Annotated in this window: 21 protein-coding genes and 1 pseudogene; 4 read left to right on the top strand and 18 right to left on the bottom strand. The window is 36.8% G+C overall.

Features of this window, described 5'->3' with window-relative positions; all coding sequences use genetic code 11:
- Positions 1-3: 3 nt before the first annotated feature.
- The 5 genes from rfbA to rfbD all read right to left on the bottom strand — a co-directional run bounded on the left by rfbA (position 4) and on the right by rfbD (position 3,191).
- On the bottom strand, positions 4-870 hold the full coding sequence (gene rfbA, locus ACJMLH_RS00215) for a glucose-1-phosphate thymidylyltransferase RfbA (protein WP_405273960.1): 867 nt from the start codon (positions 868-870) through the stop codon (positions 4-6).
- Positions 871-1,054: 184 nt separating this feature from the next.
- Positions 1,055-1,228 carry a hypothetical protein gene (locus tag ACJMLH_RS00210; protein WP_405273959.1) on the bottom strand — a complete coding sequence of 58 codons (174 nt, stop codon included), beginning with the start codon at positions 1,226-1,228 and terminating at the stop codon, positions 1,055-1,057.
- A gap of 442 nt (positions 1,229-1,670) precedes the next feature.
- Positions 1,671-1,901, bottom strand: a complete 231-nt coding sequence (locus tag ACJMLH_RS00205; RefSeq protein WP_405273958.1) for a barstar family protein — start codon at positions 1,899-1,901, stop codon at positions 1,671-1,673.
- 1 nt (position 1,902) lies between these two features.
- The gene (locus ACJMLH_RS00200) at positions 1,903-2,355 is read right to left on the bottom strand and encodes a ribonuclease domain-containing protein (protein WP_405273957.1); all 453 of its coding nucleotides are present in this window, start codon (positions 2,353-2,355) and stop codon (positions 1,903-1,905) included.
- Positions 2,352-3,191 carry a dTDP-4-dehydrorhamnose reductase gene (gene rfbD / locus ACJMLH_RS00195; RefSeq protein ID WP_405273956.1) on the bottom strand — a complete coding sequence of 280 codons (840 nt, stop codon included), beginning with the start codon at positions 3,189-3,191 and terminating at the stop codon, positions 2,352-2,354. Before rfbD ends, ACJMLH_RS00200 begins: the two co-directional genes overlap by 4 nt.
- A gap of 71 nt (positions 3,192-3,262) precedes the next feature.
- Between rfbD and ACJMLH_RS00190 the strand changes: the two genes are divergently transcribed.
- The gene (locus ACJMLH_RS00190; RefSeq protein ID WP_405273955.1) at positions 3,263-4,501 is read left to right on the top strand and encodes a nucleotide sugar dehydrogenase; all 1,239 of its coding nucleotides are present in this window, start codon (positions 3,263-3,265) and stop codon (positions 4,499-4,501) included.
- Positions 4,502-4,610: 109 nt separating this feature from the next.
- On the opposite strand, the gene ACJMLH_RS00185 is transcribed toward ACJMLH_RS00190, so the two are convergent.
- The 3 genes from ACJMLH_RS00185 to ACJMLH_RS00175 are packed head-to-tail and all read right to left on the bottom strand — an operon-like array spanning position 4,611 to position 9,105.
- Entirely contained in the window at positions 4,611-5,864 is a 1,254-nt protein-coding gene (locus ACJMLH_RS00185) for a UbiD family decarboxylase (RefSeq protein ID WP_405273954.1), read from the bottom strand.
- A 10-nt stretch (positions 5,865-5,874) separates the two neighbouring features.
- A complete protein-coding gene (purE, locus tag ACJMLH_RS00180) occupies positions 5,875-6,900 on the bottom strand; it encodes a 5-(carboxyamino)imidazole ribonucleotide mutase (protein WP_405273953.1) in 1,026 nt (341 codons plus the stop codon).
- A gap of 51 nt (positions 6,901-6,951) precedes the next feature.
- Positions 6,952-9,105 carry a Tex family protein gene (locus tag ACJMLH_RS00175; protein WP_405273952.1) on the bottom strand — a complete coding sequence of 718 codons (2,154 nt, stop codon included), beginning with the start codon at positions 9,103-9,105 and terminating at the stop codon, positions 6,952-6,954.
- A 148-nt stretch (positions 9,106-9,253) separates the two neighbouring features.
- Here ACJMLH_RS00175 and ACJMLH_RS00170 point away from each other — a divergent pair, with 148 nt between their 5' ends.
- Positions 9,254-10,969, top strand: a complete 1,716-nt coding sequence (locus tag ACJMLH_RS00170; protein WP_405273951.1) for a glycosyltransferase — start codon at positions 9,254-9,256, stop codon at positions 10,967-10,969.
- 60 nt (positions 10,970-11,029) lie between these two features.
- On the opposite strand, the gene mmp11 is transcribed toward ACJMLH_RS00170, so the two are convergent.
- The 5 genes from mmp11 to hacA form a co-directional block, all read right to left on the bottom strand.
- Positions 11,030-11,968 (bottom strand): methanogenesis marker protein 11, encoded by a 939-nt coding sequence (gene mmp11, locus ACJMLH_RS00165; protein WP_405273950.1) that lies wholly within the window; start codon positions 11,966-11,968, stop codon positions 11,030-11,032.
- Positions 11,969-11,975: 7 nt separating this feature from the next.
- Entirely contained in the window at positions 11,976-12,392 is a 417-nt protein-coding gene (ribH, locus tag ACJMLH_RS00160; RefSeq protein ID WP_292738685.1) for a 6,7-dimethyl-8-ribityllumazine synthase, read from the bottom strand.
- 141 nt (positions 12,393-12,533) lie between these two features.
- Complete coding sequence (locus tag ACJMLH_RS00155) at positions 12,534-13,541, bottom strand: isocitrate/isopropylmalate family dehydrogenase (RefSeq protein WP_405273949.1); 1,008 nt, start codon at positions 13,539-13,541, stop codon at positions 12,534-12,536.
- Positions 13,516-13,995, bottom strand: a complete 480-nt coding sequence (locus ACJMLH_RS00150) for a 3-isopropylmalate dehydratase small subunit (protein ID WP_405273948.1) — start codon at positions 13,993-13,995, stop codon at positions 13,516-13,518. The genes ACJMLH_RS00155 and ACJMLH_RS00150 overlap by 26 nt, the downstream gene beginning before the upstream one ends.
- Before the next feature lie 4 nt (positions 13,996-13,999).
- Positions 14,000-15,244, bottom strand: a complete 1,245-nt coding sequence (gene hacA, locus ACJMLH_RS00145; protein ID WP_405273947.1) for a homoaconitase large subunit — start codon at positions 15,242-15,244, stop codon at positions 14,000-14,002.
- Between the two features lie 128 nt (positions 15,245-15,372).
- On the opposite strand from hacA, the gene ACJMLH_RS00140 reads away from it, so the two are divergent.
- Positions 15,373-16,578 (top strand): DUF2264 domain-containing protein, encoded by a 1,206-nt coding sequence (locus ACJMLH_RS00140; protein WP_405273946.1) that lies wholly within the window; start codon positions 15,373-15,375, stop codon positions 16,576-16,578.
- A gap of 145 nt (positions 16,579-16,723) precedes the next feature.
- On the opposite strand, the gene ACJMLH_RS00135 is transcribed toward ACJMLH_RS00140, so the two are convergent.
- The gene (locus tag ACJMLH_RS00135) at positions 16,724-18,934 is read right to left on the bottom strand and encodes a BspA family leucine-rich repeat surface protein (protein ID WP_405273945.1); all 2,211 of its coding nucleotides are present in this window, start codon (positions 18,932-18,934) and stop codon (positions 16,724-16,726) included.
- A 199-nt stretch (positions 18,935-19,133) separates the two neighbouring features.
- Between ACJMLH_RS00135 and ACJMLH_RS00130 the strand changes: the two genes are divergently transcribed.
- The gene (locus ACJMLH_RS00130; protein ID WP_405273944.1) at positions 19,134-19,277 is read left to right on the top strand and encodes a hypothetical protein; all 144 of its coding nucleotides are present in this window, start codon (positions 19,134-19,136) and stop codon (positions 19,275-19,277) included.
- Positions 19,278-19,279: 2 nt separating this feature from the next.
- Here the strand turns inward: ACJMLH_RS00130 and ACJMLH_RS00125 are convergent, their stop codons facing one another.
- The 4 genes and pseudogenes from ACJMLH_RS00125 to ACJMLH_RS00110 form a co-directional block, all read right to left on the bottom strand.
- A complete protein-coding gene (locus ACJMLH_RS00125) occupies positions 19,280-20,644 on the bottom strand; it encodes a BspA family leucine-rich repeat surface protein (protein ID WP_405273943.1) in 1,365 nt (454 codons plus the stop codon).
- 164 nt (positions 20,645-20,808) lie between these two features.
- Complete coding sequence (gene amrS, locus ACJMLH_RS00120; protein WP_405273942.1) at positions 20,809-21,681, bottom strand: AmmeMemoRadiSam system radical SAM enzyme; 873 nt, start codon at positions 21,679-21,681, stop codon at positions 20,809-20,811.
- Positions 21,668-22,594 carry a thiamine-phosphate kinase gene (gene thiL, locus ACJMLH_RS00115; RefSeq protein WP_405273941.1) on the bottom strand — a complete coding sequence of 309 codons (927 nt, stop codon included), beginning with the start codon at positions 22,592-22,594 and terminating at the stop codon, positions 21,668-21,670. Before thiL ends, amrS begins: the two co-directional genes overlap by 14 nt.
- A gap of 73 nt (positions 22,595-22,667) precedes the next feature.
- Positions 22,668-23,871: pseudogene (locus ACJMLH_RS00110) on the bottom strand (hypothetical protein); the annotation flags it as partial.

The raw sequence follows: 23,871 nt of genomic DNA, 5'->3' as shown, positions 1-23,871 counted from the left end.
AAATCACTTTTTAACTAAATTAAATAAGTATTGCCCATAATCGGTTTTTTTAAGTTCTTCAGCTGTTTTCAACAACTCTTCATCATTAATATAACCTTTAAGATAAGCTATCTCTTCAAGACAAGCTATATATAACCCCTGTCTTTTTTGAATAGTTTCTATAAAGTTTGAAGCTTCCAAAAGCCCCTCATGAGTACCGGTATCAAGCCAGGCCATACCTCTTCCAAGAAGTTCGACCTTAAGCTTACCGCGCTTCAAATACTCTTCATTGACTGATGTAATTTCAACTTCCCCCCTATCGGAAGGTTTGACGTTTTTAGATATTTCAATTACATCATTATCATAAAAATAAAGGCCAGGTACAATATAATTTGATTTAGGCTTTTCCGGTTTTTCTTCAATGGATAACACGTTCCATTCACTGTCAAACTCAACAACGCCAAAGGCTTCAGGATTGTTGGTGTAATATCCAAATATTACAGCGCCTTCTTTCAGGTTTTTAGCTCTTTGAAGGATTTCTGTAAATCTGTGTCCATGGAAGATATTATCCCCCAAAATCAAAGCAACACTGTCATCGCCGATGAACTCTTCACCTATAACAAATGCTTCAGCAAGACCATTTGGATTTTCCTGAACTTCATATGAAAATTCAATGCCGAAACTACTGCCGTCACCAAGCAAGTCTTTATACATTGGCAAGTCACGGGGAGTAGAAATAATCAAAATTTCACGAATTCCTGCAAGCATCAATACAGATATAGGATAATAAATCATCGGTTTATCATATAAGGGTAATAATTGCTTGGAAACTGCCTTTGTAATTGGATAAAGACGAGTTCCGGAACCGCCTGCAAGTACTATACCTTTCATAACAATCACTAAAAAATAAATTTATTTTTAATGATTAATATAATGTTTTATTTAAGATGTAATATTATTACAAATATTTTTCGCACTAAAAAAAAGAAATAATTCTGTTAAATTTGCAGATTGATGTATGTGCCCTAATTTTTGGACATTAAAAAAAATAAGGTATAGTGAGAATTGAATCCCACTATTTAACTTTTAAAGTTACGGTTTTGCTTGAGGATTTGTAAGTATTATCACCAGCATAACTAATACTAGCTTTGTAATTTGCTTTTTTGGACAGATTAGTTATCTTGAAGGTGACTTTACCAACACTGTCTGTATTACCTGTAAATGTTTTGCCGTTGACTTTAAGTTTCACAACCAAACCAGACCTAAGGTATGCTTTACCGTCAAGGGATGATCCGACAATTGTTTCTAGCTGAACTGTGTATTTGTATTTTTAGTCGGCCTTGTCGAAGAAGGCAAAAGGCAAATGAAATCAGGAAAGACTTCTCAACTAAAAAAATTGTCGAATCATTGTTTATAATATATATGGGAATTCAGAATTTTGGCTAACTTTCGCAAATGACAATACTGATTTAACTTTTGAGAAAAACTTTGATATAACCTGGCAAGCCATCGAATGCCAATGAATACTATTTTAAAAAAAATGCATTAAGATATTTTTAGATAAATAAAAAGTTTTGTGGCGAAAAATAACATCTAAATTTTAGTGAAATACCTGAAAAATGCCTAAATAGACTAATATTTACAATTCAGTCTTTTTTATAATGTTAAAAAAAAGAAAGAGAATTTCCCGGTTAAGGGAACATTTTTAATTTTAAAAAATCATTTTCAAAAGCTGCATCTTTAAATGTGTCAATAATATCCTTATCAACAAAACTGGCATTGACCAATTCGATTTCGCAGCTGATTTCAGTTAGACAATCATATAAGGCATCCAGGTTTTTGCCGTAATAATCGGGAAAATTCAGTGCTTCGGCCAAATAGTCATGCCCATTTTCCTTTATTAATTTGCCGTCCAGTTGCATTTTAAACCTCTTTAAATGTGCTGTAGTGGTCTGCTGTATAATAAACCTTAAAGTCTCCGGTATTGTAGACAATCCTTTCAGCTCCGCGTGCTGTTCCATTGGCGTTAATGTCACATTCTATGTATTTTGAATTGCTGTCGGGAAGCACGTGCTGCCTGTTGGTGAATGTGTCCCCGCCTATGCTTTTTCCGGGAGCATAACTTTTAAGCGGTCCGCCGTGCCATCCCAATTCCTGAGCTTCCTTTTTTGTTATGTAGTTGCTTGGAAGCTTATGATACTGTTTAATATAAGCTGCAACTTCATTTACTGTACAGTACTGGCCATCTTCATCGACACTAACGGAAGATGAATCATCATTTCCAAATTTTAAAAAATCGAAAAATCCTGCACTTACAGATGCCATTGTAAATAATGCGATGACAAGTGCAAGGACAAACACTAGCTTTTTATTCATTTAATCAACTCAATATATTCACTTATAGCTTCTTTATAATCTCTTAATGGTTCAAATCCATTTTCAATCCATTTTTTATTCATCAATACTGAATAGCTTGGTCTTGGAGCCGGCCTTGAAAATTCGGATGCTGTAACCGGAACCACATTAACGTCACGGTCTGCAATCTCAAATATATACCTTGCAAATTCACACCAGGAGCAGCTTCCTGAATTTGTCAGATGGTAAATTCCATAAAAATCAGTTTCTATTAACTGGGAAATTCCATAAGCCAAATCCGGAGTATATGTCGGAGTTCCAACCTCATCATAAACAACGGTGATTTCCGGATGATTTTCAGCAAGCTCAAGCATTGTTTTAGGGAAATTTTTACCGTTGATACCGTATAGCCATGCTGTACGCACAATAAAGTATTTGTCCAAAATTTCCTGAATGGCCTGCTCTCCCATAAGTTTGCTTTTGCCATAAACGCTTATAGGACCAATTTCACCATCTTCAGGAATAGGATCTCTTGCAGTTCCGTCAAATACATAATCAGTACTTACATGAACCAGAGGACAGTCGATTTGCCTGCATGCAAGAGCCAGGTTTTCAACGCCATGTCCGTTTACGGCATATGCCAAATCCTGGTTGGTCTCACATCCGTCAACATCAGTATAGGCCGCAGAATTTATAACAATGTCGGGATTGTTCTCCTTTATAATTTCCATTGTTTTATCTTTATCAGTTATATCCAACGTTTTGGATGTGGTTAAGATTAATTCATGCTTGTCTTTTAAAACCTTTTCCAAATCATGGCCCAACATTCCGTTGGATCCTGTAATTAAAATTTTCATGATATCACTTAAAGCTTTAATATATAGTAAGATATATATTATTTTAAATATTTAAAATAGGAGTTAATATTATGAAAGTATGTATTATGGGTCAAGGATATATCGGACTTCCAACCGCTGCTCTTTTTTCAAGAAGCCATTGTGAAGTTGTTGGAGTTGACATTAACGAAGAGATTATTGACAATCTGAATAAGGGAATTATCCACATTGAAGAACCTGGGATAGCTGACATTATCAAAAAATCTGTGAAAAATAATACATATAAAGCCTCATTAACTCCCGAAAAAGCGGATGCTTTCATTATTACAGTACCTACTCCATATATCATTGAAAACTACAGCTGTGACTTGAGCTATGTCGTTACAGCATGTGAAACAATAATACCTTATCTGGAAAAGGGAAATACAATCATTATCGAATCAACAATAGCTCCAATGTCAACTGATGAAACCATCAAACCTATTTTTGAAAAGGCTGGTTTTACCATCGGTGAAGATTTATATCTTGCACACTGTCCTGAAAGGGTTCTTCCGGGCAGAATTTTAGAGGAACTGGTTCACAATGACAGAATCATCGGTGGAGTAACACCGGATTGCTCAGTCAAGGCAAGTGAAGTATATGGACAGTTTGTTGAAGGAAATCTGATGCTTACAGAAGCAAAAACTGCCGAACTATCAAAATGTATGGAAAATACTTTTAGAGACGTCAATATTGCCCTTGCAAATGAGCTAACAAAAATATGTGCCGAAATTGGCGTGAATGCACTTGATGTAATAAAAATGGCAAACAAACATCCAAGAGTAAACCTTCATTCCCCAGGACCTGGTGTTGGTGGCCACTGCCTTGCGATTGATCCATACTTCATTTATGCTAAAGCGCCGGAAACTGCAAAAATAATTAAGCTTGCCCGTGATACAAACAATTCCATGCCGAAATTCGTATGCGAATACGTGAGAAAAATAATTTCAACCGGAAAAATTGCCGTTTTAGGCATTTCCTATAAAGGAAATACCGGTGATGACAGGGAAAGTCCGGCTTATGAAATAATAGCCGAACTAGAAAATGACGGCTATGAAATTGCAATACACGACCCTCACATAAAACGGGAAGGTCTTGTAAGTTTAGCTGATGCAATTGATGGTGCTGATTTAATTCTTATTTTATGCGACCATAATGAGTTTAAACATCCGGATTATGAATTGATTGGTAAAAAAATGAAAAATCCAATAATATTTGACACAAAAAACATAATTCATAGAGTTCCAGATGACGTTACCCTTTATAATTATGGCAATCTGTATACTCTGTAAATTAAAAAGACATTAAAAGCAAGTTAGAGTATAAAAACAATTTAACTAACTTTATCTAAGTAATGATAGAAGTATTTGTTAAAAAATAGTAAATAAGGGAAAGGAGGTTTTACTCTCCAAAACTAACCCTTTCGAATTTTTCCAAGGTTTTTAATGATTTGGTTGCATCAACACCTATTTTTGTAGTTGTTCCGTCACTTTCAGCGACCGGATCAAGAGATGAACCACGAACATTAGGCACAATCATTATATCCCTGTCACCCTTTACGCGTGTTGATATTGCATATTCGACATCTTCAGCATCAAATACATTAACATCAGTGTCAACTACAACACAATGCTTGAGTGATGGGTGTGCTGATAATGCAGCCATGATTGCATTTTTTCCGTCTCCTTCAGTCTGTTTTCTGATAGATACAACAGCATGTAACCAGCAACAACCTCCTTCAGTTAAAACAACATTTTCAACTGTAGGAACTGCATTTTTAACTGCTTTAAATATTCTTGGTTCCTGTGGAAGGCCTTGTAACAGCTTATGTTCAAATCCTGCAGGAATGATTGCATGATAAACTGCATCTTTTTTAATATGCATGGTTTCAAGGTTAATGATTGGCTGGTCACGAATAATGTCATAAGTGTCAGTCAAATCAACAAAAGGTCCTTCTGCAACAGTTTCTGTCACTGATATTTTACCTTCTAAAATAATGTCGGCTTGAGGAACATTCAAATCGCCGCATTTTATTAATTCCAGCTCGCCGCCCTTGAATGCGTTAGCCACATCCATTTCATCATAGTCAATCGGAATTGAAGTTGTGCTTGCAAGAAGAATTGCAGGATCCATTCCAATAGCTATAGCAATGTCCAAGTCTTTGCCTAATTTCTGTGCTCTTTGGAAATAGGTATAAAGATTTCTTGGAACAATTCTGATAACCAATCTTTTGTTATCCAAAACCATCATTCTGTGAATTGATGCATTCTGAATGCCGGTTTCAGGGTCACGTGCAAATACAACACCTGCAGTAATGTAAGCTCCGCCGTCTCTTTTATAATGAGTTAAAATTGGTATTTTATCCAAATCAACTTCTGAAGTATCATATTCACTGAAATCTGTGAATTTATCTACTTTAATCGGTTTTTCCATAGCTTCAATGATTTTTTCGGTTATTTGACTAACTTCACAGTTAATGGATTTTGCAATTTTTTCCCTGGTATTACAAATTCCGGAAATTACAGGAATGTCAAAACCTTTTACATTATTAACAATAACAGTATCTTTCGGATATTTTCTAAGCCCTTTGGATATTTCAAATTCTGTGGAAAGTTCATCTGTTATTTCAACTACATTAGCATCTTCAATTTTCATGTTATCCCTTTTATAAGTTTAATTTTTTATCTTTCAATTTATCAAGAAGTTCTGTGGTATTAGTGTCCTTTATAGAAAGAATTTCACCTGTAAGCACTGCAGCATTCTTACCGTTGTTTATACCGACTGTAGCAACCGGTACGCCCGGCGGCATACTTACAGTTGTTAGCATATAATCATTACCATTCTCATTTGTACAAGGAACACCTATTACCGGCCTGTCTGTAAGACCAACAATACCTCCTGTAACCTGTGATGAGTTTGAACTAATTCCAATGAATACTTTAACATTTTTCATTGACTTTACATAATTTGTGAATTTTTTATTGGATCTGATTGGACATACAACCTTAATGTCATGACTTATTTTAAGCCTATCCAATATTACGCCAGCTTTTTTAGCAGTTGGTAAATCTGTTTGTCTTCCAACAATTATAGAAACTTCAGCATCCTTATTTTTACATCCTGGTTCGACATTTTCATCCACTTTAACTTCATTTATTTCAAGATTTTTAATTCTTAAAAAATCATTTTGTATAAATGGCCTGTCAATTTGCTGAACTAAATCTTCATTACTATTATAGACCTTTTGAGCATAATCTTTTCTTAATTTTATTACCTTTTGACGAATTTCATCATCATGAAGAGCCATAAATTGGGCTGCCAGTATTGCCGCATTATCTCCCCTATCAATTCCAACAGTTGCAATAGGAGAAGGATAAGGCATCTGAACAACGGAATGAAGTGCATCGATACCTCCGGTCTTAACATCTACCGGGACTCCAATGACTGGTCTTGGCGTATAAGCGGCAATAGCTCCAGGCAAATGAGCCGCTAAACCCGCAATACCAATAAATACCTCAATACCTGCATCTGTTCCTTGACTAACAATTTCACGAACAAGATTTGGTGTTCTGTGGGCAGATGCAATTTTTAAACTATATGGTATCTCCAATTTATCTAAAACATCCATAGCCTTTTCAGCAATAGCAATATCTGAACCACTTCCAAGAATAATCATTATCTTTGGTGTCATTTAATCCCTTCTAAAATTATTAAATATAATATATTATTCACTTTTAAATATTTAAATTATCATAGATAGGTTAATCCTATTCCTTTTTAAGTCAACATCCAACACTTTTACATCCACAATTTCACCGACACTAACAATTTCAAGAGGGTGTTTTACATATTTATCGGCTACCAACTCTGATATATGAACTAAACCATCCTGATGAACTCCAATATCTACAAAAGCTCCAAAATCAACAATATTTCTGACTGTTCCCTGCATTATCATTCCTTCTTCCAAGTCTTCAATCGACAGAACATTTTTTCTTAGAATAGGTTTTGGCATATCTTCCCTTGGGTCTCGACCGGGCTTTTTAAGCTCCTTAATGATATCTTTCAATGTTTCTAAACCGATGCCAAGCTCTTCTGACAGATTTTCAAGGTCCAGATTATCCAATTTTAAATTACTGGATCCGATATCATCAACACTGCAGCCTAACTTTTTAAGTAACTTTTTTGTTGCACTATAAGATTCCGGATGTATTGTAGTGTTATCCAGCGGATATTCGGGGTTGTCTATCTTTACAAATCCTGCGCACTGCTCAAATGTTTTTTTACCTAATTTTTTTACATTCAGCAGCTCCTTTCTATTGGTGAATTTTCCATTTTCATCCCTATAATCAATTATATTTTGGGCAGTAGTCTTTCCAATTCCTGAAACATGATTTAAAAGACTATAAGAAGCAGTGTTTAAATCAACGCCAACTTCATTTACCACTTTTTCAACAACACCGTCCAAAGATTCGGAAAGCTGTTTCTGATTCATGTCATGCTGATATTGACCAACACCAATGGATTTCGGGTCTATTTTTACAAGCTCGGCCAAAGGATCCTGAAGTCTTCTTGCAATTGAAACCGCACTTCTCTCACCTTCTGAAAAATCTGGAAACTCTTCGTCTGCAAGTTTTGATGCTGAATAAACAGATGCACCCGCTTCATTAACGATTATATATTCAACATTGGTTCCCTTTATGATTTTAGCCACAATTTCTTCTGATTCTCTTGAAGCGGTTCCGTTTCCAATAGCTATAACATTAATGTCGTATCTTTCAATCAAATCACGAACTGTTTTTATTGATTCGGCAACTTTATTTTGAGGAGCCGTAGGATAAATTAATGCAGTATCCAGAACTTTTCCTGTCTCATCAATAATAGCCAGCTTGCAACCTGTTCTGAAAGCCGGGTCCCATCCTAAAATGACTTTTCCAACTAACGGAGATTCCATTAACACCTGATTTAAGTTTTGAGCAAACACTTCAATGGATTTTTCTTCAGCTTTCTCGGTCAAATAATTTCTGATTTCACGCTCTATTGCAGGAGATATTAACCTTTTATAAGCATCTTCAATAGCTTCCTTTATTATTGGAGTGGTATATTTATTGTATTCAATTTTTTCTGGAATTTTTGAGATGTTTTTAAGAGTATGCCTTTCCAAATACCTTAAAACATCCTCGCTGTCACATTCAATTTTAGCTTTAATTACACCCTCATTCTCAGCCCGGTTAATGGCCAAAATCCTGTGAGGCGGTATCCTTTTAATATCTTCAGAATAATTATAATAGACATCATATTCCGTTGAAATGTCTTTATCTTTAGCTTTTGAAGTAATTTGACCTGTAAAAAATGTATTTTTCCTGATTTTACCCCTAAAATCAGAATTATCAGAAATTATTTCTGCAATTATATCCTTAGCACCGTCAATTGCATCTTCCGGAGTATTGACTTCCTTATCCGGATTGATATATTTTTTAGCTATTTTTTTAACAGATTCCCTAACATCCTGAGCTAAAATTATCTCTGCCAATGGTTCTAAGCCTCTTTCTTTTGCTTTAGTGGCTCTTGTTTGTTTTTTACTTTTATATGGTCTGTATAAATCTTCTAGTTCGACTAATGTCGATGCATTTAGAATCTGATTTTTCAAATCATCATCCAATTTTCCAAGCTCTTCTATTCTCTTTATGACCTTTTGCTTTTTTTCCTCTAAATTTCTTAAATATTTTAATCTTTCATCGAATTTCCTTAATGTTTCATCATTTAAGGAGCCAGTAACATCTTTTCTATATCTGGCAATGAATGGTATTGTATTTCCGTCATCTATGAGATTTATTACTTTTTTAACTTGCCAATTAGATAAATTTAATTCTCTTTCTAAAGTATTAACAATCATTGAAATTACTACCTAAATTAATTATAGATAACTATTAGATACAGGCCAAATTTAAAACTTTTTGTAGAAAAATAGCCTAAATTCAAAAACCTTTATATCTATTTTAATAACATATTTATTAATGAATTAAGTATATTTGGTGAATTTAGTGTATTGGTTTTTAGTAATACTTACCTTTCTATTGGCAGGAATAAAGACTGAAAAGCCTAAAAAATATCAAAAGGTTTCAGTTATTGTCCCTGCTTACAATGAGGAAGATACTGTTGCCCAGGTAGTTGAGGTGATAAAAAAGGTGTCTTTTGTAGATGAAATCATCGTTGTTAATGATGGATCAAGTGATAATACTACCGAAGAGGCTGAAAAGGCTGGTGCAAAAGTAATTACTCATGAAACTAACAAAGGAAAGGGTGAAGCATTATATACTGGATATAAAGAAGCAGAATGCGACATTATAGCTTTTATTGATGCAGACATTTATAATTTAACTTCCAAGAAAGTTGAAGCGATGATTAAACCTATCCTTGACGGCGATGCCGAAATCACAAAAACTAAATTCGCTCGTGAAAGTGGACGTGTAACTGAACTTACTGCAAAACCGCTCTTGAATTTCTTTTTCCCTGAAATTTCTTTTGAACAGCCTTTAAGCGGTCAGTTTGCAGCCCGTAAGGAAATTTTGAAAAAGATTAATTTTGAAAAGGACTATGGTGTAGATGTAGGTATTGTTATTGACGCTGATGTATTGGGAATTTCAATTCTTGAAGTAGACATCGGTGCAATACAACATGACATGTCTCCGCTTGCTGACTTGAATATAATGGCAAACGAAGTTGTAAGAGCCATCATTAATCGTGCTAACAAGTACGGTAGGGTAACATTGATTGATGACATTGGATATTACATTAGAATGTCAATTGTAGGATTATCTTTAGTTATTCTTGGATTATTCACAATATTTTTTGTCAAATTCGTTCCATTAGCGATTGCAGTAATCATAACAATTATTGGAGTAATAGTTGCTATCTATTACATAATAAAGGTCATTGTTCAATCCATTGTAATATTCAGAAAGACGCCCGGAAGAAATGTAATTAAGCCTTTCATTAAAATTCATTTTCCGATGATTATTTCAATAATAATACTTCTTTTAATGATATCGACATTTATCGGTGCAGCTCACTTTGAAAACGGAGTATTGTCAGTTGAACCAAACTCAAGAAACTTAATTATTTATGCAGACAACACTCCACAGACCAGCTCAATTTCCGTCAGAGGACCATATACAGTTGATACGGCAATTGAAAATGAATCCGGTCAAATACGTATGCCGTCGGATGCAATGATGACCCTGGGCGTCAATGTTAATGATACTATGGTTATTGATGGTGTAGAGTATCTCATTAACGAAACAAGACCTGGCGAGCAAGACATTTTAAGACTACCTATTGAAGCCAAAAATGAATTAAGTGTTGAAAGCGGTTATGTTATTCAAAACAGCCGTTTGAAAGAAGTATTTGAAGGCACAGGTGTAATACATAAATATGATGCTGGAAATTCAACATTTTCAGAAAACTTCATTATTACTTCAAGGGACAAACCTTCCTGCACATATGAGATATTCATAGATAATGTTTCTAAATTCAGTTCATATGGAATATTCAAGGAAAATTCAATATATACAATCAATATCAACGAAAATCCTGTTGAATATCTTAATTATACCAATAACACATTTGACAGTAACGTCAGTGAATTTGAATATAATGGCCATGACATTAAAATAGTCTTTGAAAATACAAACAGCACTTCAATAAAGCAATTCCTAAGGCAAGATCAAAATAACTTCTTGGATATCAATATTCTATGATTTTCAGGAAAAATCTTCTTTTAAAAAAAATAGTAAAAAATCTAAGATGTTACTCTTAGATTATTTTTTGTCATATGCTTTAACTGCTTCTTCAACGTCATCGTAAAGACCAAGTGCGGCTAAAGCACCAACTTTTCCCTGTTCACCAGTAACGGCAATTAAAGGAATATTTAATTCTTTTGCAACACTTTCAGCAGTTTCAACATCCATCATTCCGGATTTGGTAGCAATTGAATATTCTCTTAATTTTTCAGGAATATCAAGACCTTCCAAAATAGCTATAGCGGTTTTATCAGATAAAGTGTCTCTTTTTAGAATTTCAATAACTCTATTGATTAAATCTTCTTTTTTGGATTCTTCAACTGCAAATGTTAAAGCAATGGAAACACAATTTTGAGTTTTATGTGGGTTGTGCGGATATAATTGGACAATAATGTGGTCCAAATATTCGAAACCTTCACTTGCAAGCTCAACACCTAAATTATGAGCCATAGTCCATGTGGCTCCGGCATCCTTAGTATCTGTATCATCGACACCAATGACGACTTTTTCAAGTTTTGGAGTTACAACTGTTGCTTTTCCGGCTTTTGAACCGCCTCCAACTTCGATGAGCTCCACATATTTTACTCCATCACCCATTCCTCTGCACATTCCGGCACCTACACCGGCACCTGCAAGGCCTGCATGGGTTACTTTTACTTCATCGCCATCGACAACAATCTCATCGATTCCGGCAGCATTGAAACTGGCTTTAAGATCCAATGGTGCACTGCCGACATGACAAGAGTAGACATGCTTATTTCCATCACGATAAGCTGAATCTATCAGTTCAGAGTTGTTTCTGTATTGATTCAACAACCAGTGAGATCCGGAAATGCATGGGTGGTATTCAACGATTTCAACTTTATCCCCATCAACCATTGTCAGCACTTTTTCATATGGTGCTATCCAAGGGTCTTGGAATTTTTCCCTTAATTCTTCAGGTTTTAAAATTTCCATCTAATCACTAGATTTCTTTTAATCTGTCGCACATTTTAATTGCTGCTTCGACAGCGCTTTTTGCGTTTTTAACACGTCTGTGGGCATCTAATCTGGTCATTCCAGGACCGGTAATGCCGAGTGCTACAGGAGTATCATATTCCAATGCTAAATCAGCGATTTTACGGGAAGCATGCTGTGCTACAATTTGATCATGGTCTGTTGCACCTTCAATCACTGCACCTAAAGTGATGATTGCATCATATTCCCCTTTTTGCAATAATTTTTTAATTACGAGAGGCATATCGAATACACCAGGTACTGCCACTACTTTTGTAATTTCACAATCTCTATTTTTAGCTTCTGCTTTAGCTAATTCTAACATCATTTGAGTTATATCATAATTAAATTCTGCAACAACTGCTGCAATTTCATATTTTACCATTTTATCTACCTCTTAATCTATCCAAATATAATAAGAAGAAATCCGGCTACCCCACTTACTACCATAATGAATATGATAAAAAGTGCTGCCATTTGCATTTTAGTCAATTTCTTGAAATCCATATTTTATTCTCCATTACTTTTATAAATTATTTTTAACCGCTTGGGCAACTTCCATTGTGGAAGCATTGCCTCCCAAATCAGCAGTCAAAATATTAGCATCATTCAATACTTTTAATATTGCCGCATCAAATCTGTCAGCGGCTTCATTTTCACCAATGTATCTGAGCATCATTATTGCAGACAGCATCATAGCTATTGGATTTGCCTTGCCCTGACCGGCAATATCCGGTGCTGAACCGTGAACTGGTTCGAATAATGCTCCGTCTTCACCAATATTGGCTGAAGGTATTAAACCAAGACCTCCAACAAGACCTGCACCTTCATCAGAGAGAATATCCCCGAAAAGGTTTGTTGTTACGATAACCTCAAAGTTTTGAGGCTGTGTAATAAGATACATTGCGGTTGCATCAACATAAAAGTCCTCGGTTGCAATATCAGGGTATCTCTCTGCAACTTCATAGAAAATTTCCTTGAATAAGCCATCGGTTTTCTTCAATACATTAGCTTTGTGAACAGCGGTTACTTTAGTTTTATTATTTTCAAGTGCATAATTAAATGCATAGTCAATAATACGTTCTTCAGCTTCTCTTGTAATGATACGTCTTGCAATTGCACCTTCTTCAGTGTAAGACTCTTCGTCTGCAATATACATTCCTTCAGTGTTTTCACGAACAATCATGAAATCAATATTGTCAAACAATGAATTTGTATTCGGATAAGTCCTAACCGGCCTTAAATTGGCAAACATTTTCATTTCCTGACGTATCTTAACAATAACGTCCGCTGCAGTTTCTCCCGCTGCACCAAATAAACAGGCATCGGCTTTGCGAATTATGTCCAAAGTCTCACTTGGAAGAGCAGTTCCAGTTTCTTCAAGACATTCATCACCAGCTTTGCCATAAACATAATCAAAATCAATACCTAAACTATCAAGAACGAAAATTGTAGCTTCCATTACTTCCTTGCCTATTCCATCTCCAGGAACAACAGCTATCTGATATTTATCTTTTGTTTTTGAGGTATTCAATTAAACCACCTTGCTCTAATATTTCTAACATGAATGGAGGTAATTTTTTAAATTCTATTGATTCTCCATTTTTATTGGTTATCACACCATTTTCCATATCAACTTCAATTTCTTCTTGATTTTCAACAAGATCACAAATTCCTGGAGCCTCCAAAAGCGGAACACCAACATTTGTAGCATTTCTGTAAAAGATCCTTGCAAAGGATTCGGCTATTACAGCTGAAATTCCGGCACCTTTAAGTGCTATCGGAGCATGTTCACGAGAAGATCCGCAACCGAAGTTTCTTCCGGCTACAATAAAATCTCCTTTTTTGCATTTCTTATTAAAATCAGCATCCAAACCTTCCATACAATGCTGAGCTAATCTTTCTTCATCAGTGTATATTAAATATCTTCCAGGAACAATAATGTCTGTATCAATATCGTCTCCAAATTTCCATGCGGTTCCTTTCATAATATCACTCCGGTGCTACAATTCTTCCTTCAATAGCTGAAGCCGCTGCAACAGCTGCGGAAGCCAGATAAACTTTACCGTCCGGTGAGCCTTGTCGGCCTTTAAAGTTTCTGTTGGAAGTTGAAAGGCTTACTTCTCCAGGACCTATGATTCCTGTGTGGCCTCCAAGACATGGCCCACAGCAAGGAGCAGACACGAGTGCTCCGGCATCAACAAATATTTTAAGCAATCCTTCGTCAAGTGCTTTCGAATAAACTTCTCTTGAAGCAGGAATAACCAGCATCCTAGTATTTTTTGATATTTTATTACCTTTTAGGATTTTTGCAGCTTGTCTTAAATCGCTGAGTCTTCCATTGGTACATGATCCTAAAAATACCTGGTCTATTTCCTGGTCAACTTCACTTACAGGACGTACATTATCAACATTATGAGGACATGCCACCTGTGGCTCCAAATCACTAACATCAATATCAATTATATTAAGAGAGGCAGAATCCAAATCAGTTTTATAAACTTTATACGGTTTTTTTGAATGCTTTTCAACATACTCGATTGTCTTTTTGTCCGGTTCTATTAAACCGGTTTTTCCACCCATTTCAATTGCCATATTGCACAGTACCATTCTCTCAGATACGCTCATATCACTAATGGTTTCACCAGCAAATTCACAGGCCTTGTAAGTTGAACCGTCGGCACCCATTTGGCCAATGATATTTAAAATTACATCTTTTGCATAAACATTCTCTTTCAATTTGCCGGTTATTTCAAATCTATTGGTTTCAGGTACTTTAAACCACAAGTTACCTTCTGCAAATACCATTGCCATGTCAGTTGAACCGATACCGGTTGCAAAAGCACCTAAAGATCCATGACTGCAAGTGTGTGAGTCTGCACCTACAATTACCTCTCCAGGCACAACATGACCCAATTCCGGAAGTATTTGATGGCAAACTCCGGCATTGACATCGTAAAAATTCTCAATGCCCTGCTCTTTTACGAACTCTCTCATCAGTATGTGATTGTTGGCTGAGTCAATTGAATCAGCCGGAACCTGATGGTCAAAAGGAATGACAATTTTAGATGCATCCCAGACTTTTTCAGCTCCAATTTTTTCAAAAGACTCTACTGAAAGAGGTCCAGTCAAATCATGTGTCATTGCTACATCAATATTTGCTATAACTATATCTCCAGCTTCAACTTCGTCTTTACCAGATGCTCTAGCTAATATTTTTTCAGACATTGTCGGCATATTTTCAAACCTCTTAATAATGATAATTATTTATATTTCATAAAATATATAAGTTCGTTTTATTTTATAAAAAAAATTGATTTTAAAAAATTTTAATATTTATATAATATGTATACCAAAATAATATTATGAGCTCATTTTTTAAAAGATTAAGGAAAAAAGAAGAACCTATCATAGAGGACAAACCTCAAGTTTTAGAAGATAGGGTTTACTGGGTTTCACTATTACAAAAAATCACATTTCCAGTTTTAAATAACCTTGCAAAAGGAACACTCAGGAAAAATATGCCTTATGAATCCACCAGTCTTGAAGGTCAGAAATTTTCATACCTTGAAGCTTTTGCTCGTGTTTTTAATGGAATTGCACCATGGTTAGAATTAGGACCTGACAGCTCTGAAGAGGGAACTGTTCGTGAAAAATACATTCAAATGACAATGAAAGCAATTTCAAATGCTGTTAATCCTAACAATAACGATTACATTTTTGTAGTAGAGCCTAAACAATCTTTAGTTGATGTTGCTTTATTTGCTCAGGGATTACTTAGAGCTAAAAATCAAATTTGGCTTAATTTACCTATGGATGATCAGGCCAGAATCATTCGTGAACTCAAAAATACACGTGTAATTGCGCCTTATGAAAATCACTGGTTGTTATTTACATCAATGATTGAAGCCGCTCTTTTAGAATTTACAGGAGAATGCGATAAAGAGCGTTTAAGCTATGGAGTCGGCAGATTCAGAGATGACTTTTATATCGGTGACGGAATTTACTCCGACGGAGAGGACTTTACCAGCGGTTACTTCAACAGCATCGTAATACATCCTATGCTGAACGATATATTAAAAGTGATGAGGAAATACGGTATTAACGAAGGCGAATTTTTGGATGTTCAATTAATGAGGTCATCAAGATTATCTTCTCAATTAGAAAGAACCATATCACCTGAGGGCACTTATCCGCTTTTAGGCAGTTGTTTGAGTTATCGTTGCGGTATTTTCCACCTGCTTTCACAGGCGGCTCTACTGAAAATATTGCCAAGAAACATCAATCCTGCTCAGGTCAGATCCGCTTTAACTAGAGTTTTAAGAAAGCAGTTTGGTGAAAATCAGAACTTTACAAGCAACGGCTGGCTGCTTGTCGGATTGAATGGTTCACAAATGGATATTTCCGAAAGTGATATCAACACAGGTAGTCTTTACTTCTGTTGTGCAATCTTTTTAACATTAGGATTGCCTGCTTCTGATTTATTCTGGACAGCAGAATTTGCTGAATGGAGTACTATCCAAGCATGGAGAGGACACCCAATACAAAAAGATCAATCTATTGATTTTTAATTTTTTTCTTTTTTTAAGTCTGTAAATTTTATGGATATGACTACATCTACAGCTACTTCCATGACGGAAACTGGGTCGTTATAAGGTCAAACGACCTCTATGGCATTGAAGACATCGTCGTTGCCTAAAGTCAGCATGCCCCTCATTACAGCATGTCTAGCCTTCCTTCAGATTTGATCTTGTCAATCAGGTCATCTTGCGGATGTTTGACTAAAATGACACCCTTATTCAATATCGTCACACCGGAATCATTTATCTGAATTCCGTCCAATGTCATCTCGCCGGCATTGACGACATTCCACAACCCCTCGAGGGAAAGATCGTCTTCAAAAACTGTCTTTTCAATAATGCTTTTCTTTCCATTGTGGCACACAACCGACTCTTCAACGCAATTGTCGAAGAACTTGGCATCGAAAATTATAAAATGGCCATCCTCATCATTGAATATGATTCTTTTTGACAGGTTCAGCCTTAAAAGGCAGTTATTGATTTCAAGGCTTCCAGTATTGTGGAGGATATTGTCCTTGGAAGTGTTGGCGCGGATGTCGCAGTTTATAATCCTAACCTCACCCTGGCTGTTCACCATTACTCCCAATCCTTCGCATGCGTTTTCATGTAAAGTGCTTGTGGAAATGAATATGCAGCCACCGTCATTGACCATTGCAGCACCCTTGTGCCTTGCCCTGTTTCGGCGAATGCATGTGTTCCTTATGTCAATCATTCCGCAGGAATTGCTTATCGCCGCCCCATATTGTGCCCTGTTTTGATGAATTAGTGAATCCCAAATTCTGATGTTTCCACCGTCGTTATGTATCGCTCCTCCCCCATATTCTGCCATGTTAGCGGAAAACTCGACGTTTATCATTGTAATTTCGCCGGAGGCATTGCAGATGGCGCCTCCGAAATCCGCCCCGCATGTGATGAATTTCACGTTATCAAGGCGCAACATGCCCCTGTTGATTATTGCTCCACCCTCATCGGCACGGCAGTTCAGGAAGGTGAAGTTCCTGATTGTGACGTTTTCGCCCGTGACCTCAAAGATCCTTGCCAAACCCCCTGCATCAATGCTGTGACCTTCCCCGTCAATTAACAAATCATCACGCTCAAGCAGTATGCCGTTGATGAAGTCGGAATCCCTCTTGGGGTCGAAGACTATGTCTGATGTGAAGGTGATTTTCCCTGAGCCGAGACTGACTGCATAGTCGATAGCGCAAAATCCACCTTTTTCATGTTTTTGAGCTCTTCTGAAAAGCTCTTCAAATGGATTGAATCTTACCCGTTTGGGCATGTACACCCAATGAGGAAGTTTCCCCAGCAACGTACACCCATCAAATAGAAAATACATGTTAAAGTTGCCCAGATCCCATGAATTCAGGCATGTCGCATCGGTCAGCATCGAGCATCCCTTGAAGATGTCATCTATGCGAGCCTCTTTAGAAACCTTCCAGTTAGAAATGGCCTCCAAATTCTCCAGATTATAGCAATCGGCAAACATGGAAGATAAATCCTCCACGTGGGACACATCCCACACTTCAAGGCCCGAGAGACCATACAAAGCTGTGCACTGAGCGAACATCAGCGACATGTCCTCCACATTTGAAACATCCCATCCAGCCAATGGGGTCAGATCCTTCAATTTGAAGGCCCCCCGAAACATTGACCACGCATCCTTCAGATTTGACACATCCCATGAGGCTATTGGGGACAAATCAGAAATGGGATTGCCCTTTCCGCCAAACTTGTGTTCGGCAATGGCGATTCCGAAAAGCCCTGACATGTTGGTGACATTGGAGACGTCCCACCCCTCAAGGGGAGATATGTCATCCAGATAACAGTCACAGAATGTGCCAATCATGCTGGTTGCACCCGACACGTCCCATGAATCCAGGCCCACAAGGCTGGTGAGGCGACAGCAGCCGTCAAACATCCAGTCCATGTTCTCCACATTAGAGACGTTCCAGCCAGCAAGAGGGGTCAAATCATCCAGATTTTTGCAGCCGGCAAATATTGAATTCATATCAGTGATGTGCGAAATGTCCAAATCGGCAAGGCCAGAGAGGTCGGCTAGGGATTCGCAGAAGGCAAACATGGACTCCATGCTCCTTACCCTTTCACCTATACCAAAGGCCACGATTGCCCTTGCCAATCTCAGCCCACGGTACTTTTCGCTAAGATTCCTGTAATCGGATAAGTCTTCACTTACATAAATTACATCCCCCCTGTTTTCAACATCCTCCCAGCTGGTGAGATTTGTGCCGTCTTCAAGGATTATGAGGACCTTATTTCCTTCAAGGTCGTGGATGCTTTCTGTCGTAGTGTTCAGTTCTTCAAATTCTTTGAGGTATTCACTTACCATGTTATCCCCTAATCATTAATTTGTTGATTGTGGTATTTAAAATGAGCAAAGCCATAACTTTATGTTAAATCTAATCATTTAATTCAATGATATGATGCACTTTAAAGTGAAAATGTTTTTAACATGATTGTTCCGAATTGAAAACATTAACATCACCGTTCTGCCATTCAAAACTAACTTTAAAAAACCCTTGCATTATATGGCAGTTAAAAAATCAGGTTCAACTCCAAAACCTGCCGTTAATGTCAATGTCATCCATGCAGATGGAAAAAAGTGGATGTCAATTATTTTTACAGCTAGAATTCCTCCATCATCAATCTGCAATCAAAGCCAATCAACATAGCATCATCGCGTGATGCAGATTCCATCAGGCGAATCGTCGCCTATTTCGGATGAGTTGTACTTGAATTCACAGTCTTCGATTGTTATATCGCCTTCAGAGTATATCGCTCCGGCATATGAATGGTCACGGTTTGCAATGAATTTTGAATCATGAATTTCCATCTGTCCCCTGTTGAATATGGCTCCGGCCCAGGCAACTACATTTCCTGAAAATTCACAGTTTTCTATTGTTGCGCTTGAGTGTCTGTCGTTGTATATTGCACCGCCGTAGACCTTGGAATACCTCTCACAACTATTACATCCGTTTTTTTCGAATTCACAGCAGATTACATTGAGTCTGCCACCGTCCTCGTTACAGATGCATCCGCCATAGTCATGATGGCCGTAAGCGTTGTCGGTGAAGTAGCAGTCAATTAATGTCAGCTCGGCGCTGTTGAAGATTGCAGTTTGAGACTTCTTGAAGTTCATGTTTTTGATGGTGATGCCCTTACCGTGGATTTCAAGACTTCCCCCTCTCTTAGTGAAGCCCCTGGCATCGATTTCGATGTCGTTTGCCAAGAGCATTATGTCTCCTTCCAGGTTCTGGTTCAAGACGAAGGTTTCGCCTTCAAACTCTCCGAAGTATCCGATGACTTTCGGATACTTGTCTCTGCACCATTCGGGATATCTGAACACACTGTCGCAACTTTCAAACATCTGGGAGATTTCTTGCCGTTCAGTGTCGATTTGCCATCCATCAAGGCACGAGAGATCGAAAAGCAACTTGCAGCCGAAAAACATGTCAAACATGATTTCGGCGTTTGAAACATCCCAGTCGGAAATTGCTGAGATATCTTTCAACGATTCGCAGAATTCAAACATTTCAGCGAGCCTTTCTGTGCCCGAAACGTCCCACATCTCAAGGCCCGAGAGATTCTCCAAGGCGCTGAAGGAAAACATCTCGGACATGTCCTTCACATTGGAAACATCCCAGTTCTTCACAAAGGAGAGGCTCTCAAGTGACCGGCAGCCTGAAAACATGCGGCTCATGTCAAGGACTCCGGAAACATCCCATTCCTCAAGTCCGGACACATCTTTTAGGGACCTGCATCCCATAAACATTCCGACCATCGTTTCTGCATCCTTGTCTACTCCAGATGCTGCGATTGCCCTCAGGGATTCAAGGCCTTTGTATCTGCCGGAGAGATCCTTATAATCGGATAAGTCCTCGCTTATGTAAATGATGTCCTTTGCGTTTTCGACATCATCCCAGCTTGTGAGGTTCGTTTTGTCCTTCAGTATAATGAGGATCTTGTAATCTCCCAAATCATGGATGCTGTCTGTTGTTGTGTTCAGTCTTTCAAACTCCTTAATGTATTGCCCGGCCATGTTATCACCAATTAATTCTATTCTGTCATGAAAGTATTTAAAAAAGCAAAAGTCCCAACTCTAAACATAATTCACTCATCATAAATATCATTGGGTTTATTTCTTCAAAAGTTGAAAAAATTAAATTTAAAAAAAAAGCCTATAATATTTTACGACTCCTTTTTTTAAATATTTCCCAGATGAATATTTTCTATACCTTTATTTTTAGCTATTTCACGAGCCCTAAACAAAATTTCAGGATTTGTCGGTTCAATATCATTCATTTTATAGTGTGGGAATGCTCTTGAAAAATGCAGTGGCACTTCCGGACCCAATTCATTTGAAACAAAATCGCACAGCTTTTCAATCTCTTCTTCTGAATCATTATAGTCATTGATGATTAAATTGGTTATTTCCAAATGTTTTCCTTCCAGATAAATTCTTCTAAGATTATCTAAAACAATATCCAAATCAGCACCACAGACTTTCTTATAAAAATCTTGAGACATTGATTTCAAATCTACGTTGAATGCATCTACAAATGTTAATATCTCTTCTATGGATTTTTGAGAATAATATCCATTGCTCACATAGATAATTTTCAGGTTTTCGCGCTTTGCCAAAAGGGAAGTTTTTTTGTTAAATAGCAAGTGTATTGTAGGTTCATTATAGGTCCAAGCAATTGACTTACAACCATAGTTAAGTGCATTTTCCACAATGTTTTCTGGTGTTATTTTAATACCTCTTGAAAAGTTTCTGTATTCATGGGATATCATATAGTTCTGGCAGTGCAAACATGTCATATTACACCCAAAACCACCGATTGAATATGTGAATGTGCCCGGTAAAAAATGATGAAGTGGCTTTTTTTCAATAGGATCCGGACTTAATGAAGAAACAATTCCATAAGACTCATCAAATAACTCACCGTTAATGTTTTTATGCTGTCTGCAAACTCCAACATTACCATCAGCTATCTTACAGTAATTTGCACAAATTTCGCATCTGATTTTCTGTGACTTGGAGCTCTTTTTGTAAAGATTATTATCCACTAACATAATGCTCATAACCCTTATTTTTTATTTCTTCCACTAAACCATTTTCCAAAACCATTTCAATCTTATCGGAATCAGTTACTTTGCCTATGACTTTATAATCAATACCCAAATTTCTCAAATTATCTTCAGATATTGTAAATACCAGTTCAAAATCTTCGCCAACGTGCAAAACCAAATCAAGATAATCCAAATTTAGCCAATTTGCAATTCGCTTATACTCATCTGAAATGCCTAGCTTCTCCTCATAAATTACAAATCCGAAACCGTCCTTTTTCATTTCATAAAGTTCACTTGCAAGGCCATCGGTAATGTCTGTTGCAGAAGTTGCACCTGCATTTTTAATTTGAATTCCTTCATTTAACCTGGCTATTGGCTTAAGTGCCTTTTTAACATAGATATTGTTCATTTCCTCTAAATTAAATCCCAAAGCGGCAATGCCAATATCTCCTGTCAAAACAATTAAATCATCTTTATTGTAAGTATCTTTAAGCAGTGGCTTATCGCATAATCCCAATGCTGTACCTGATATTATAATCTCTGAAGCCTCATTGGTATCACCGCCGATTAGGGGAATCGAATAATAATCACATGCGCTTAACACTCCATCAATGATTTGTTTAAAACAATCTAGATTTAAATCCTTAGGAAGTGCAATCGACAGTAAAAATCCTAAAGCTTCAGCACCCATTGCCGCAAGGTCGCTTACATTAACTGTTACGGCTTTAAATCCCATGTCAAAATAGGACATGTTTTTAGGAAAGTGTCTGGATTGAATCAGCATGTCACATGTTGAAATTAAATTGCTTCCATTAAAACTAGTTATAGCAGTATCATCCGGAATGATATCCTTCGAATTGGCAATAATATATTTTACTAATTCCTTTTCACCAATATCTGAGACATTTAAGGTCATGAGTATTAGTATAAATTTTAAAATAAATAAATTTTAAGAAAAAATAAAAAGTTAGTGAGAAATTAAATTCCCACTATTTGAATGTTAATTTTACTTTTTTGTTTGCTTCTTTGTAAGTACCGTCCTCTTTAACATTAATGGTTGCAGTAAATGTACCTTTTTTATTGTTTTTAATGTTGAAGGTTACTTTACCGTTTTTATCTGTTTTACCAGTGTAAGTTTTACCGTTTAATGTTAGTTTGGCGATTTTACCAGTTCTAAGATATGCTTTACCATCGTGAGATGATCCGACAATTGTGGATAAGGTAATTGTGTACTTGGATTTTGTGTTTGCTTTTAATGTTTTTGCAGATGCTTTGACTTTGATTGGTTTTTTATCCAAGTCAACACATACTGAAGCAAATGTTCCAAAGTAATTGTCATTTCCAGCGAAGAAGAACGCCATAGTGTATCTTCCAGCCCTAACCATGTTGAGTTTATATGGGTTGAAGCTACCATTTTCATTGGTTGTTCTGTTATAAACTTTGTCGTTTACTGCAAACTGTATTTTAGCACCGCTAACAGGGTTGCCTGAAATATCTAATAACTCAGTTGCATAGTACATACCTTCTTCACCAGCTTTGGTATCAACAGCATAACCTTTAAGGGTTATTACACCACCAGTAATGTTAAACTTGGTTTCAACTTTAACAACACTAGGAACAGAAGAACCATTCACGGTCAAAGTAGTATTAACACCAGATATTTCATCGTTGCCAAGATAACTAATAGTTATTGTACCTCCGTTTTCAGTTTTAATAGTGAATTTACCATCATTATCGGTTGAAGCTGTGTTTGCAGCACCATTTATGGTATATGTAATTGGAGCACCGGCAATAGCATTACCATCGCTATCTTTAAGCACAATAGAAATGGATTGGTCATCGCCAATTGTGATTTCACTGAATTCGGATGATTTTAAAACAACAGGTTCTGTTTTATTAGTTTCAACAGTAGCAGTACCATTTACATACTCAATTGGATACTCGACACCATCAACAACTACAGTTTCAGGAACAGTACTGTTAGTAGCGTTAGCCTTAGCTTCTTCTAATTGCTTAATTAAATCTTCAATTGTTTGATTAGCCACATCAAGGTCATCAGCCAACTTAGTAGCATTAGCCTGAGCATCAGCCAACTCACCAGCTAAATCATCAACCTTCTTATTAGCAGCATCAAGATCATCACCCAACTTAGTAGCATTAGCCTGAGCATCAGCCAACTCACCAGCTAAATCA

The organism is Methanobrevibacter sp., from assembly GCF_045116495.1.
GTDB lineage: Archaea > Methanobacteriota > Methanobacteria > Methanobacteriales > Methanobacteriaceae > Methanocatella.
The sequence above is the reverse complement of the archived record's forward strand: the minus strand, read 5'-3'. Positions and strand labels throughout refer to the sequence as shown.

What these genes read in the sequence shown, in the direction of transcription:
- amrS (WP_405273942.1), bottom strand. Translation starts at nt 21,681, where the DNA reads ATGTTAGTGGATAATAATCTTTACAAAAAGAGCTCCAAGTCACAGAAA.
- rfbD (WP_405273956.1), bottom strand. Translation starts at nt 3,191, where the DNA reads ATGAAAATTTTAATTACAGGATCCAACGGAATGTTGGGCCATGATTTG.
- mmp11 (WP_405273950.1), bottom strand. Translation starts at nt 11,968, where the DNA reads ATGGAAATTTTAAAACCTGAAGAATTAAGGGAAAAATTCCAAGACCCT.
- ACJMLH_RS00140 (WP_405273946.1), top strand. Translation starts at nt 15,373, where the DNA reads ATGAGCTCATTTTTTAAAAGATTAAGGAAAAAAGAAGAACCTATCATA.
- hacA (WP_405273947.1), bottom strand. Translation starts at nt 15,244, where the DNA reads ATGCCGACAATGTCTGAAAAAATATTAGCTAGAGCATCTGGTAAAGAC.
- ACJMLH_RS00150 (WP_405273948.1), bottom strand. Translation starts at nt 13,995, where the DNA reads ATGAAAGGAACCGCATGGAAATTTGGAGACGATATTGATACAGACATT.
- ACJMLH_RS00135 (WP_405273945.1), bottom strand. Translation starts at nt 18,934, where the DNA reads ATGGTAAGTGAATACCTCAAAGAATTTGAAGAACTGAACACTACGACA.
- ribH (WP_292738685.1), bottom strand. Translation starts at nt 12,392, where the DNA reads ATGGTAAAATATGAAATTGCAGCAGTTGTTGCAGAATTTAATTATGAT.
- ACJMLH_RS00175 (WP_405273952.1), bottom strand. Translation starts at nt 9,105, where the DNA reads ATGATTGTTAATACTTTAGAAAGAGAATTAAATTTATCTAATTGGCAA.
- ACJMLH_RS00125 (WP_405273943.1), bottom strand. Translation starts at nt 20,644, where the DNA reads ATGGCCGGGCAATACATTAAGGAGTTTGAAAGACTGAACACAACAACA.
- purE (WP_405273953.1), bottom strand. Translation starts at nt 6,900, where the DNA reads ATGACACCAAAGATAATGATTATTCTTGGAAGTGGTTCAGATATTGCT.
- rfbA (WP_405273960.1), bottom strand. Translation starts at nt 870, where the DNA reads ATGAAAGGTATAGTACTTGCAGGCGGTTCCGGAACTCGTCTTTATCCA.
- ACJMLH_RS00190 (WP_405273955.1), top strand. Translation starts at nt 3,263, where the DNA reads ATGAAAGTATGTATTATGGGTCAAGGATATATCGGACTTCCAACCGCT.
- ACJMLH_RS00185 (WP_405273954.1), bottom strand. Translation starts at nt 5,864, where the DNA reads ATGAAAATTGAAGATGCTAATGTAGTTGAAATAACAGATGAACTTTCC.
- ACJMLH_RS00205 (WP_405273958.1), bottom strand. Translation starts at nt 1,901, where the DNA reads ATGCAACTGGACGGCAAATTAATAAAGGAAAATGGGCATGACTATTTG.
- ACJMLH_RS00130 (WP_405273944.1), top strand. Translation starts at nt 19,134, where the DNA reads ATGGCAGTTAAAAAATCAGGTTCAACTCCAAAACCTGCCGTTAATGTC.
- thiL (WP_405273941.1), bottom strand. Translation starts at nt 22,594, where the DNA reads ATGACCTTAAATGTCTCAGATATTGGTGAAAAGGAATTAGTAAAATAT.
- ACJMLH_RS00200 (WP_405273957.1), bottom strand. Translation starts at nt 2,355, where the DNA reads ATGAATAAAAAGCTAGTGTTTGTCCTTGCACTTGTCATCGCATTATTT.